Below are 10,862 nucleotides of genomic sequence, written 5' to 3'. Positions count from 1 at the left end.
TTGAGTTCTCAAGGAACGGACGCTTCCTTCGTACTCACCCTTTCGGGCTTTCCTCCGGGCTTTCGTTCTTCGTTTCCAACCTTACCAGATCATCTTCCGTACCGTTTCCGGTCCGGTTTTCGATCCGAGGCCGTTGGGGGCCTTCGCTTTTCAATCCAAGGCCGCTGGGGCCTTTGCCTTTCGGCGTTCCACCACTTTAGCGCTCGCTCCCCGCAACTCATAATCGAGCCGGAGGAAATCGAATACGGACATGCCGAATGCGACCCCGCCAGGGGTGAAGTGCTCGGTGGTGTTTTGGCCGCCTCCCAGGGGCTGTCGGTGACAGCTGCCTGTTCCTACGGCTCGGGCTACGTTAGGCGTCCGTCGGGCCCGAGTCAAGTGGAGCGCCGACGCGGCACGTGGGCCCGGTACGGGCTGACCGTCGGGTCGCCGTCGATCCAGTACCGGTACGGGTGGGCCGCCCCCGCGCCGCCGACCCCCGTGCGCGGACCGTTGCCCACCTGGTCGGATGTGACGGACGCCCCCGTCAGCAGGGACAGCGGTGAGCCGGGGCCGGCGCACAGGTCCGTGCCGTCCAGGGAGCGGTCCACCGTGAGGGCCGTCGCCAGACGGGCCGGGCCCTTGGCGAGTTCCATGTCGTTTTTGGCCGAGAGTCGACGTTTGCGGGCGAGCTCGGCGCCCACTGTGATCTCTCCGGCCCGCACCAGGACACCGCTCGCGTGGTCCTTCGGACCGCACACCAGGTTCAGGCTGAACCACATGCCGTAAATGAAGTAGACGTATGCGTGTCCGGGCGGTCCGAACATCGACGCGTTCCGCGCGGTGCGGCCGCGGTAGGCGTGGGAGCCCGGGTCGGACTCGCCCGCGTAGGCCTCCACCTCCGTGATGCGGAGCTCGATGGGGCCCTCCTCGGTGCGGCGGACCAGGATGCGGCCGAGGAGGTCCGGGGCCACGGTGAGGACCGGCCGGTCGAAGAAGGACCGGGGCAGGGGCGTACGGTCGGGGCGCGCGCTCATCCGGTCGAGCGTACTGGAACACGCGCTCCTGCAACCGGCGCCTAGGGTTCCGCGTTGGTAGGGGTTAGTCGCACACGTCTTTCAAGGGGAGTCGGAGCAGATCATGGGGTTCAAGAAGCTGTTCGCCGCGCTGGGTGCCGGCGGTGCGTCCGTCGACACGGTCATCACCGAGCCGAACGTCGTGCCCGGCGGCATCGTGCAGGGCGAGGTCCGCATCCAGGGCGGATCCGTGGAGCAGCAGATCGAAGGCCTGTCGGTCGGGCTGCAGGCGAAGGTCGAGGTGGAGGGCGGCGACCAGGAGTACAAGCAGGACATCGTCTTCACCAAGCAGCGCCTCGGCGGTGCCTTCAAGGTGCAGGCGGGCGCCCAGCACGTCGTGCCGTTCGGGCTGGAGATCCCTTGGGAGACCCCGATCACCCACTTCGAGGGCCACCACCTGCACGGGATGAACATCGGCGTCAGCACCGAGCTGGAGATCGCGCGCGCCGTGGACGCGGGCGACCTCGACCCGATCAACGTGCATCCGCTGCCGGCGCAGCAGGCCGTCCTGGACGGGTTCCGCCGGCTGGGCTTCACGTTCCGCAGCGCGGACATGGAGCGCGGGCACATCCGCGGCACGCGGCAGACGCTGCCCTTCTACCAGGAGATCGAGTTCCTGCCGCCGGCGCAGTACCGGGGCCTGAACCAGGTCGAGCTGACCTTCATCGCCGACGGCTCCGAGATGGACGTCGTCCTGGAGATGGACAAGAAGGCCGGCCTGTTCTCCGAGGGCAGCGACACCTACCGCTGCTTCCGGGTGGGGCTGCAGTCGTACCAGCAGACCGACTGGGCCGCGTACCTCAACGAGTGGATCGCGTCGGTCGGTTCGCAGCGCAACTGGTTCTAGGCTCGGTGCCGGTGCCGGTGCGGTCCGGCACCGGTCCGCGATCAGGAGGTTCAGCAGTGGCCGAGCAGAACAGGGCTCCCCTCCCCCACGCCTTCCACCCGGAAGTCGCCTCGTTCACGGTGGTGAGCGACGATCTCCGGCACGGCGGGGAGCTGGCCGGCGGCCAGGTCCTGGAGGGCGGGAACACCTCCCCCCACCTGCGCTGGGAAGGGTTCCCGGAGGGGACGGAGAGCTTCGCCGTGACGTGCTTCGACCCGGACGCGCCGACCGGCAGCGGGTTCTGGCACTGGGTCCTCTTCGACCTGCCCGCCACCGTGACCGAGCTGCCGGCGGGCGCCGGGAGCGGGAAGTTCGAGGGGCTGCCGGCGGGTGCCGTGCACGTCCGCAACGACTACGGGACGCGGGACTTCGGCGGGGCGGCGCCGCCGGCCGGCGAGCGTCACCGGTACGTGTTCACCGTGTACGCGGTGGACCGGGAGAAGCTGGGCCCCGGCCCGGACGCCTCGCCCGCCGTGGTCGGGTTCAACCTGCGGTTCCACACGCTGGGGCGCGCCCAGCTCATCGGTGAGTACGAGGCGCCGGCGGGCTGATCGTTCGCCTCCCGTTCGCCCGGTCCAGGTCTGAAGTAGGCCGGGACCGGGCATTTTTAATGCGTTGTCCCGCGTGGCGCGCGCAGCCAGAGTGGTTGCGGGCCCTGCAGCCAGGGTGGACGCGGGCCTGCGCACGGGAGGTGGGCGAGATGCGGGACACGCTGGTGCTGAATGCGAGCTTCGAGCCGCTGTCGACGGTGACCCTGAACCGGGCCGTCGTGCTGGTTCTCCAGGACAAGGCAGTGGTCGAGCAGTCGCATCCGGAACTGCGTGTGCGCGCGGCCGCCGTGGACCTGCCGATGCCGCGGGTGATCAGGTTGTGCCGGTACGTGCGGGTGCCGTTCCGAAGACACGCGCCGTGGTCCCGGCGGGGGGTGCTGGTGCGGGACCAGCACCGGTGCGCGTACTGCGGGAAGCGGGCCACGACCGTGGACCACGTGGTGCCGCGGGCTCAGGGCGGCGGGGACACCTGGCTGAACACGGTGGCGTCGTGCGCCGAGGACAACCACCGCAAGGCGGACCGGACTCCGGACGAGGCGGGGATGCCGCTGCTGCGGGAGCCGTTCGTGCCGTCCCCGGCGGACGCGATGCTGCTGGCCTTGGGGGCCGGCGGCCGGGAGGCGCTGCCGGAGTGGCTGGGCAGCACTGCGTAGGAACGGGTGGAGGCCCGCCCCCGAGGGGTGCGGGCCTCCGGCGTGTCCGGGGTGCGGCGCGGTCAGCGCAGCAGCATCTGGACGATGGCGACGGTGCCGACGGCGACGATGACGCCGCGGAGCACGGCCGACGGGAGCCTGCGGCCGACCTTGGCGCCGATCTGGCCGCCGAGGGTGGAGCCGGCGGCGATGAGGAGGACGGCCGTCCAGTCGAACTCGGCGACGAAGAGGAAGAAGACGGCGGCGATGCCGTTGACGATGGCGGCGATGACGTTCTTGACGGCGTTGATGCGCTGGAGGTCCTCGCGGAGCAGGAGCCCCATCAGGCCGAGGTAGAGGACACCCTGGGCGGCGCCGAAGTAGCCGCCGTACGCGCTGGCGAGCAGCATGCCGCCGGCGAGGGCGGGGCCGCCGTCCGGGTCCGCGCCGTCCGCGCCGGCGGCTTCGCGGCGCTTGCGGAGGGCTGCGGCGAGCCGGGGCTGGAGGACGACGAGGACGAGGGCGAGCCCGATGAGCACGGGCACGATGGTGTCGAAGGACTCCGACGGCAGGGTCAGGAGCAGGACGGCCCCGGCGAGGCCGCCGACGGCGGAGACGGCGCCGAGGCGCAGGACGCGGGCGCGCTGCCCGCGGAGCTCCCGGCGGTAGCCGAAGGCGCCGCTGAGGGAGCCGGGCACCAGGCCGAGGGTGTTGGAGACGTTCGCCGTGACGGGCGGGAGGCCCGTGGCGAGCAGCACCGGGAAGGTGATGAGGGTGCCGGAGCCGACGATCGTGTTGATGGTGCCGGCGCCGATGCCGGCGGCGAAGACCGCGAGTGATTCCCAGACGGACATGGACATGGACCGGGCCATCTCCTTTGCATAGGTGGACGCCTCCCCGCCATTGAGGTCGAGGGGCCTCCTTGATCATGCAGGAGGAGACGGCCCGGTGTGCGCGCGGGTCAGTCGATGGGGGGCTGCTCGCGGCGTTCGGTGCCGTTGGCGCCGTTGCCGTTGGCGGCGTGGCCGCCGTTGCTGCCACTGCCGCCGTTGTTCGCGCCGGACTTGGCGGAGTTCAGGGGGTTGAAGCCGGAGCCGCCGCTGCCCATGGGGCCGAAGTTGCCCATGGCTCCGGAGAGGCCCTTGAGGGCGTCGCCGATCTCGCTGGGGACGATCCAGAGCTTGTTGGCATCGCCTTCGGCGAGCTTCGGGAGCATCTGGAGGTACTGGTAGGCGAGGAGCTTCTGGTCGGCGTCGCCGGCGTGGATGGACTCGAAGACGGTGCGGATGGCCTGGGCCTCGCCCTCGGCGCGCAGGGCGGCTGCCTTGGCCTCGCCCTCGGCGCGGAGGATGGAGGACTGCTTCTCGCCCTCGGCGCGCAGGATCTCGGACTGGCGGACGCCTTCGGCCTGGAGGATGGCGGCGCGCTTGTCGCGGTCGGCGCGCATCTGCTTCTCCATCGAGTCCTGGATGGAGGTGGGCGGCTCGATGGCCTTGAGCTCGACGCGGTTGACGCGGATGCCCCACTTGCCGGTGGCCTCGTCGAGGACGCCGCGGAGCGCCGCGTTGATCTCCTCGCGGGAGGTGAGCGTCCGCTCCAGGTCCATGCCGCCGATGATGTTGCGCAGGGTGGTGACGGTGAGCTGCTCGATGGCCTGGATGTAGCTGGCGACCTCGTAGGTCGCGGCGCGGGCGTCGGTCACCTGGTAGTAGATGACGGTGTCGATGTTGACGACGAGGTTGTCCTGGGTGATGACCGGCTGGGGCGGGAACGGCACGACCTGCTCGCGGAGGTCGATGCGGTTGCGGATGGAGTCGATGAAGGGGACGACGATGTTGAGGCCCGCGTTGAGGGTGCGGGTGTAGCGGCCGAACCGTTCGACGATGGCTGCGCTGGCCTGCGGGATCACCTGGATCGTCTTGACCAGGGCGATGAAGACCAGAACCACCAGGATGATCAGGACGATGATGATCGGTTGCATGCGGTTCCCCGTGCCCTTCCGGCTGTCTGTGCTGCCCCGTTGATGCGTTCGGAGTCTCGCAGACCCCGGGGCCGCGGGTCGGCTGCTTGGCTCAAGTGCTCACATGACGACGGCGGTTGCGCCGTCGATGTCGACCACGTCCACCTGGCTGCCGGGTTCGTAGGCCGCGTCGGCGTCGAGGGCGCGGGCGGACCAGATCTCGCCCGCGAGCTTGACGCGGCCTCCGCTGCCGTCGACGCGTTCGACGACGACGGCCGTTCTGCCCTTCAACGCGTCGATCCCGCTGCGGTGTTGGGGGCGCTGGTGGCGGTTGCGGTTCGCGATCGAGCGGACGACCGCGGTGAGCGCGACCGACACGATGACGAAGACGAGGACCTGGGCGACGATGCCGCCGCCGAGTGCCGCGGTGGCGGAGGCCGCGAGCGCCCCGACCGCGAACATGCCGAATTCCGGCATGGCGGTCAGGACGAGCGGGATGCCCAGTCCGACCGCGCCGATGAGCCACCACACCCATGCGTCGATGTCCACGCGTTCATGGTAGGTCGGGGGGCGCGGTCGGGACAGGGTGCGGGTCAGCGCAGGGGCAGGCCCTGGGCGGTCCAGCGGTCGTGCTCGGTGCGCTCGACGACGAGCGGGAGGCCGAAGCAGAGGGAGAGGTTGCGGGAGGTGAGTTCGAGGTCGATGGGGCCGGCGGTGACGACCTTGCCCTGACGGATCATCAGGACGTGGGTGAAGCCCGGGGCGATCTCCTCGACGTGGTGGGTGACCATGGCCATGGAGGGCGCGAGCGGATCGCGGGCCAGGCGGCCGAGGCGGCGTACGAGGTCCTCGCGGCCGCCGAGGTCGAGGCCGGCGGCGGGCTCGTCGAGGAGGAGGAGCTCGGGGTCCGTCATCAGGGCGCGGGCGATGAGGGTGCGCTTGCGCTCGCCCTCGGAGAGGGTGCCGAACTTCCGGTCGAGGTAGTCGGTCATGCCGAGGCGGTCGAGGAAGGCGCGGGCGCGCTGCTCGTCGACCTCCTCGTACTCCTCCTGCCAGGTCGCGGTCATGCCGTACGCGGCGGTGAGGACGGTCTGGAGGACGGTCTGGCGCTTGGGGAGCTTGTCGGCCATGGCGATGCCGGCGATGCCGATGCGGGGGCGGAGCTCGAAGACGTCGACCTTGCCGAGGGTGCTGCCGAGGATGGTGGCGGTGCCCTTGGTGGGGAAGAGGTAGCTGGAGGCGATGTTGAGCAGGGTGGTCTTACCGGCGCCGTTGGGGCCGAGGATGACCCAGCGCTCCCCTTCCTTCACCGACCAGGAGACCTGGTCCACCAGAGCCCGGCCCTCGCGGACCACGGATACGTCCTGAAGCTCCAGTACATCGCTCATGAGCGCGTTGTCTCCCCTTGAGGTCTCGGTTCGTCTGTGCGCCGGTGTGTGCGCAGCCCCAGGGGAAAACCTACGCCACTCGGGGCGGGGTCCGGGCGCCAGCCCGGCTGCCGGGGCGGTTCCGGGCCGGTCCGTAGAGTGGGGGGATGCTTTTCGAACCACGTTCAGGGCGGCTGGCCGCCTGGGGGAACGCGCTGCTGGCCGGTCTGGTCTCGCCCGACGGGGCCGCGTCGTCGATCGTGGGCGGGGACGCCGTGCACCGGGTGGCGGGGCTGCCGGGTGAGCCGGTTCCGGTCGGGCTGACGCTGGCGCTGGGGCGGATGCGGGCCCTTGGGGTGACGGGGCTGCGGGTGGCGCTGCCCGCGCCGGGGCATCCGCTGGGGCTGAGCGGGCCTCCCGAGTTCAATGCGCGCGCGCTGGAGGCCGGGGAGGCGGTGGTCGCCGTGGGGGCGGCGCTGGGGCTGGTGCCGGAGGTGGCCGAGGCGGGGCCCGCGGGGGACCTGCACGTCGAGGTGGTGTGGCGGTGCATGCCCGTACGGGAGGCGCCGCCTGCCGACGTGCCGTCGCTGGGCGAGGCGGAGCGGGAGCTGGCGGAGGCGGTGCGCGAGGCGACGGCGGTGCTGACGCGGCTGGACGTGGCGGCCTCGGGGCCGGCGGCGGAGGCCGCGGTGTCGGCGTACCGGGCGCGGGCGGAGGCCGGGCGGGAGGGGTTGGCGCCGGGGTATCCGGCGCGGGCGGTGCGGGTGCTGGCGCTGGCGCAGCGGGTGGACCTGCTGGTGTCGCTGGCGTACGAGCGCGGGCACGGCGGTGCGGTGGCGGCGTCGGAGATGGCGGCGCGGGCGGAGGCGCTGCGTCCGGTGGAGCGGGTGGCGCGGCGGGCGCTGGTGGCGGCGTACAACGCGGCGGTGGAGGAGCGGGAGCGGGGCTGAGCCCCCGGGGTGTGGCGCGGCCCCGCCTCCGGGGAGAGGGAGGAGGCGGGGCCGGCGGCAGGGGGGCGGCGGGTCAGCCGTTGGCGGCGGTGTTGCCCCAGGCTCCGTTCAGCAGGCCGATCACGGTGACGGCGTTGCCTGCGGCGTTCACGGGGACGTGCACGGGGACCTGGTCGAGGTTGCCGGAGGCGACGCCGGGCGAGCCGGCGGCCTCGCCGGAGGCCCACGCCCCGCCGTGCGCGGCGGCGGCGCCCGCTCCCGCGGCGAGGAGGCCGCCCGCGATCAGGGCGGCGGCGGTGGCCTTCTTGGTGTTCTTCACGTTCCTCGTCCTCCGTACGTCTGCCGGGGCCGGCGGCTCCGGCGCGCACTGGAGAACGGCCCGGCGCCGGGCGGGATACGCCGTGTGGGCGACATGCACCCGACGGTATGACATTCGGAACGGAAGATGGACGGCTCGGCGGCGGCCCGCCGGCCCGGCGGCTCAGCCGGCCGCGCCGTGCCGGACGGCCCAGAGCGCCGCCTGCGTGCGGTCGGCGAGGTCCAGCTTCATGAGGATGTTCGAGACGTGCGTCTTGACCGTCTTCTCCGACAGGACGAGCGCCCGGGCGATCTCCCGGTTGGAGCGGCCGTCCGCGATGAGGCCGAGGACCTCCTGCTCCCGCTCGGTCAGGGAGCCGCCGCGGCCGGACGCCGGCTGGTCCTCCTGGGACAGCAGCGCCTCGGCGACCTCCGGCTGGAGCAGTACGTGCCCGGCGCGGACGGAGCGGATGGCCGCGGCCAGCGCGTCCGGGTCGATGTCCTTGTAGACGTATCCGGCGGCGCCTGCGCGCAGGGCCGGGACGACCGTCCGCTGCTCGGTGAAGCTGGTGACGACCAGGACCCGGGCGGGGTTGTCGGCGGCGCGGAGCCGGCGCAGCGCTTCGATGCCGTCGGTGCCGGGCATCGTGATGTCCATCAGGATGACGTCGGGCCGCAGCTCCTCGGCGCGGGCCGCGCCCTCCTCGCCGTCGGCGGCCTCGCCGACGACCTCTATGTCGTCCTGGACCTCCAGGAAGGTGCGCAGGCCGCGCCGGACGACCTGGTGGTCGTCGACGAGCAGGACGCGGATCCGGCCGGGCGTCTCAGCCACCGGGTACCTCCATCTCGATCGTGGTGCCCGCGGCGGGCGCCGAGTGCACGGTGAGGCGGCCGCCGGCGCCGGCGGCCCGGTCCCGCATGGAGACGAGGCCGAGGTGGCGTCCGGCCGCGCGGACGGCCGCGGGGTCGAAGCCGCTGCCGTTGTCGGCGACGGTGAGGACCGCGCCCGTCCCTCGGCGGGCGAGCACGACGTCGACGCGGTCGGCGCCGGAGTGCCGCAGGGCGTTGTGGAGGGCTTCCTGGGCGACCCGGAGGAGGGCTTCCTCCTGGGCGGCGGGCAGGGCGCGTACGCCGTCGCAGGTGAAGGTGGTGCGGGCGGTGTGCGCGCGGTCGAGGACGCGGACGTGGCCGCGGAGGGTGGCGGCCAGGCCGTCCTCGTCGAGGCCGGCGGGGCGCAGCTCGGTCACGGCTGCGCGCAGTTCGTCGGCGGCTTCGGCGGCGAGGGCGGCGACCTGGTGGAGCTCGTCCTTGGCGCGGGCCGGGTCGCGGTCGACGAGCGCGGCGGCGGCCTGGGCGGTCAGGCGGAGGGAGAAGAGCTTCTGGCTGACGGCGTCGTGCAGCTCGTGCGCGAGGCGGGAGCGCTCCTCGGCGATGGTGAGCTCCCGGCTGCGCTCGTACAGGCGGGCGTTGGTGAGGGCGATGGCGGCGTGCTGGGCGAGGAGGCCGAGGAGTTCGCCGTCCTCCTCGGTGAAGCCGCCGGGGGCGTGCTTGTTGGCGAGGAAGAGGGCGCCGAGGGTCTCCTCCCCGTCCCGGATGGGGCGGCCGAGGAAGTCCGCGAGTTCGGGATGGGCGGCCGGCCAGCCCTCGAAGCGGGGGTCCTTGCGTACGTCGGCGAGGCGCTGGGCACCGTCCTGGTGGAGCATCGCGGCGAGGATGCCGTGCTGGCGGGGCAGGGGGCCGATGCGGCGCCACTGCTCCTCGCTGATGCCGTCGACGACGAACTGTGCGAAGCCGCCGTGGTCGTCGGGGACGCCGAGGGCGGCGTAGCGGGCGCCGAGCAGGGCGCGGGCCTCGACGACGATCGTGCGCAGGACGTCGCGTACCTCCAGCCGCCGGCTCATGGCGAGCAGCGCGGTGCTGACGGCGGCGAGGCCGCTGCGGGGTCCGTGGTCCATGGGGATCACCGTACTCGGGGCTGTGACCTGCGGGATCGGGCGCGGGTCCTAGGGCGGGAGCCGGAGGGGGCCGAGCCGGGAGCGCCGGTCGGAGGCGCCTTTCTCCGACCTGGGGAGGAGCGCTTGGCCGGCGCGGGTCCTCCCGGAGTCGGACTTCGGTGACGCATTGCATTGCTTTGGCAACGCCGGGTGAAACTGTTACGCGGCCGATGTGAGCCCGCGCATAGGACCCAGGTCACTTACGAAGGAGCGTAGTGGATGGGTAAAGGCGACATCAATGCTGCTCCGGGCGGTGCGGCCAGCGGAAATCCGGGTTCGGGGCAGCGACCTGATCCACTAAGCGGGATCGTACGTCACACCTTTGCCACAGGATTTTGCCGCCGCTAAGAATTGCCTCCGTCGCACGGCGCCGCGGATCCCCCCGATCCGCAGGCCGCCCTCCTGCGGCTCCCGCGATTCGAAGAGGTTGTCCACGCATGTCCGAGATCAACACCCCCGGCCGTCGTCTGACGAAGGCCCACAAGAGGTCCTTCGCCACCGTCGCCGCCCTCGGCGCCGCCGCCCTCGCCGCCACCCTGGTTCCCGGCGGTGCCGGGAACTCCGGCCAGGCCGAGGCCGCCGCCGCTCCCGCGGCGTGGACTCAGGTCGCGGGCGCCGTCCAGGCCGAGACCGTTCAGGCGAACCTGGCCGCGCAGCAGGCCGTCGCCGCCAAGGCCGCCCAGCAGGCCGCCGCGGCCAAGGCCAAGGCGGACGCCGCGGCGAAGGCCGAGGCCGAGGCCAAGGCGAAGAAGGCCCGTGAGGCCAAGGCGGCCGCCAGCCGCGCCGCCGCCCGCACCCCCGTCTTCGCGAACAACCTGGACGGCTGGATCAAGGAAGCCCTCTTCATCATGAAGAAGGAGGGCATTCCGGGCACCTACCACGGCATCCACAAGAACGTGATGCGCGAGTCCTCGGGCAACCCGCTCGCCATCAACAACTGGGACATCAACGCCAAGAACGGCGTCCCGTCCAAGGGCCTGCTCCAGGTCATCTACCCGACCTTCAAGGCCTACCACGTGCCCGGCACCAAGTTCGACCAGTACGACCCGGTCGCCAACATCGTCGCCGCCTGCAACTACGCGGCCGACCGCTACGGCACGATCGACAACGTCAACAGCGCCTACTGAGCCGGCGCGGACGGCACGGCAGCCTCTTGCGCCGAAGGGCGGC

At 72.1% G+C, this 10,862-nt stretch carries 13 protein-coding genes; 5 read left to right on the top strand and 8 right to left on the bottom strand.

Annotated elements, in window-relative coordinates; translation table 11 throughout:
- Positions 1 to 374 precede the first annotated feature (374 nt).
- Positions 375 to 1,016, bottom strand: coding sequence for a DNA-3-methyladenine glycosylase (locus IE170_RS29915; protein ID WP_189812608.1), 642 nt, complete (start codon positions 1,014 to 1,016; stop codon positions 375 to 377).
- A gap of 103 nt (positions 1,017 to 1,119) precedes the next feature.
- Here IE170_RS29915 and IE170_RS29910 point away from each other — a divergent pair, with 103 nt between their 5' ends.
- The 3 genes from IE170_RS29910 (at position 1,120) to IE170_RS29900 (ending at position 3,145) form a co-directional block, all read left to right on the top strand.
- Positions 1,120 to 1,902, top strand: coding sequence for a sporulation protein (locus tag IE170_RS29910; protein ID WP_114056990.1), 783 nt, complete (start codon positions 1,120 to 1,122; stop codon positions 1,900 to 1,902).
- 56 nt (positions 1,903 to 1,958) lie between these two features.
- A complete protein-coding gene (locus IE170_RS29905) occupies positions 1,959 to 2,492 on the top strand; it encodes a YbhB/YbcL family Raf kinase inhibitor-like protein (RefSeq protein WP_189812607.1) in 534 nt (177 codons plus the stop codon).
- 149 nt (positions 2,493 to 2,641) lie between these two features.
- On the top strand, positions 2,642 to 3,145 hold the full coding sequence (locus IE170_RS29900) for an HNH endonuclease (protein ID WP_189812606.1): 504 nt from the start codon (positions 2,642 to 2,644) through the stop codon (positions 3,143 to 3,145).
- Between the two features lie 62 nt (positions 3,146 to 3,207).
- Here IE170_RS29900 and IE170_RS29895 read toward each other — a convergent pair whose 3' ends face one another.
- The 4 genes from IE170_RS29895 to IE170_RS29880 all read right to left on the bottom strand — a co-directional run bounded on the left by IE170_RS29895 (position 3,208) and on the right by IE170_RS29880 (position 6,472).
- On the bottom strand, positions 3,208 to 3,978 hold the full coding sequence (locus tag IE170_RS29895) for a sulfite exporter TauE/SafE family protein (RefSeq protein ID WP_189812614.1): 771 nt from the start codon (positions 3,976 to 3,978) through the stop codon (positions 3,208 to 3,210).
- 107 nt (positions 3,979 to 4,085) lie between these two features.
- Positions 4,086 to 5,105 carry an SPFH domain-containing protein gene (locus IE170_RS29890; RefSeq protein WP_189812605.1) on the bottom strand — a complete coding sequence of 340 codons (1,020 nt, stop codon included), beginning with the start codon at positions 5,103 to 5,105 and terminating at the stop codon, positions 4,086 to 4,088.
- A gap of 99 nt (positions 5,106 to 5,204) precedes the next feature.
- On the bottom strand, positions 5,205 to 5,633 hold the full coding sequence (locus tag IE170_RS29885; RefSeq protein ID WP_189812604.1) for an NfeD family protein: 429 nt from the start codon (positions 5,631 to 5,633) through the stop codon (positions 5,205 to 5,207).
- A 44-nt stretch (positions 5,634 to 5,677) separates the two neighbouring features.
- The gene (locus IE170_RS29880; protein WP_189812603.1) at positions 5,678 to 6,472 is read right to left on the bottom strand and encodes an ABC transporter ATP-binding protein; all 795 of its coding nucleotides are present in this window, start codon (positions 6,470 to 6,472) and stop codon (positions 5,678 to 5,680) included.
- Between the two features lie 146 nt (positions 6,473 to 6,618).
- On the opposite strand from IE170_RS29880, the gene IE170_RS29875 reads away from it, so the two are divergent.
- Positions 6,619 to 7,401, top strand: a complete 783-nt coding sequence (locus tag IE170_RS29875; RefSeq protein WP_189812602.1) for an Rv1486c family protein — start codon at positions 6,619 to 6,621, stop codon at positions 7,399 to 7,401.
- Between the two features lie 73 nt (positions 7,402 to 7,474).
- Here IE170_RS29875 and IE170_RS29870 read toward each other — a convergent pair whose 3' ends face one another.
- The 3 genes from IE170_RS29870 to IE170_RS29860 form a co-directional block, all read right to left on the bottom strand.
- On the bottom strand, positions 7,475 to 7,720 hold the full coding sequence (locus IE170_RS29870; protein WP_189812601.1) for a chaplin: 246 nt from the start codon (positions 7,718 to 7,720) through the stop codon (positions 7,475 to 7,477).
- A 162-nt stretch (positions 7,721 to 7,882) separates the two neighbouring features.
- Positions 7,883 to 8,530, bottom strand: a complete 648-nt coding sequence (locus IE170_RS29865) for a response regulator (protein ID WP_189812600.1) — start codon at positions 8,528 to 8,530, stop codon at positions 7,883 to 7,885.
- A complete protein-coding gene (locus tag IE170_RS29860) occupies positions 8,523 to 9,653 on the bottom strand; it encodes a GAF domain-containing sensor histidine kinase (RefSeq protein WP_189812599.1) in 1,131 nt (376 codons plus the stop codon). Before IE170_RS29860 ends, IE170_RS29865 begins: the two co-directional genes overlap by 8 nt.
- 476 nt (positions 9,654 to 10,129) lie before the next feature.
- Between IE170_RS29860 and IE170_RS29855 the strand changes: the two genes are divergently transcribed.
- Positions 10,130 to 10,819, top strand: coding sequence for a transglycosylase SLT domain-containing protein (locus tag IE170_RS29855; protein WP_189812598.1), 690 nt, complete (start codon positions 10,130 to 10,132; stop codon positions 10,817 to 10,819).
- Positions 10,820 to 10,862 lie beyond the last annotated feature (43 nt).

The sequence above is a fragment of the Streptomyces toxytricini genome (assembly GCF_014649915.1).
Lineage (GTDB): Bacteria > Actinomycetota > Actinomycetes > Streptomycetales > Streptomycetaceae > Streptomyces > Streptomyces toxytricini.
Note: the sequence above shows the minus strand (reverse complement) of the source record. Positions and strands in the feature narration are given on the sequence as shown.

Coding starts and splice junctions, on each gene's coding strand:
- IE170_RS29915 (WP_189812608.1), bottom strand. CDS start 1,016: ATGAGCGCGCGCCCCGACCGTACGCCCCTGCCCCGGTCCTTCTTCGAC.
- IE170_RS29910 (WP_114056990.1), top strand. CDS start 1,120: ATGGGGTTCAAGAAGCTGTTCGCCGCGCTGGGTGCCGGCGGTGCGTCC.
- IE170_RS29900 (WP_189812606.1), top strand. CDS start 2,642: ATGCGGGACACGCTGGTGCTGAATGCGAGCTTCGAGCCGCTGTCGACG.
- IE170_RS29895 (WP_189812614.1), bottom strand. CDS start 3,978: ATGTCCGTCTGGGAATCACTCGCGGTCTTCGCCGCCGGCATCGGCGCC.
- IE170_RS29890 (WP_189812605.1), bottom strand. CDS start 5,105: ATGCAACCGATCATCATCGTCCTGATCATCCTGGTGGTTCTGGTCTTC.
- IE170_RS29880 (WP_189812603.1), bottom strand. CDS start 6,472: ATGAGCGATGTACTGGAGCTTCAGGACGTATCCGTGGTCCGCGAGGGC.
- IE170_RS29875 (WP_189812602.1), top strand. CDS start 6,619: ATGCTTTTCGAACCACGTTCAGGGCGGCTGGCCGCCTGGGGGAACGCG.
- IE170_RS29860 (WP_189812599.1), bottom strand. CDS start 9,653: ATGGACCACGGACCCCGCAGCGGCCTCGCCGCCGTCAGCACCGCGCTG.
- IE170_RS29855 (WP_189812598.1), top strand. CDS start 10,130: ATGTCCGAGATCAACACCCCCGGCCGTCGTCTGACGAAGGCCCACAAG.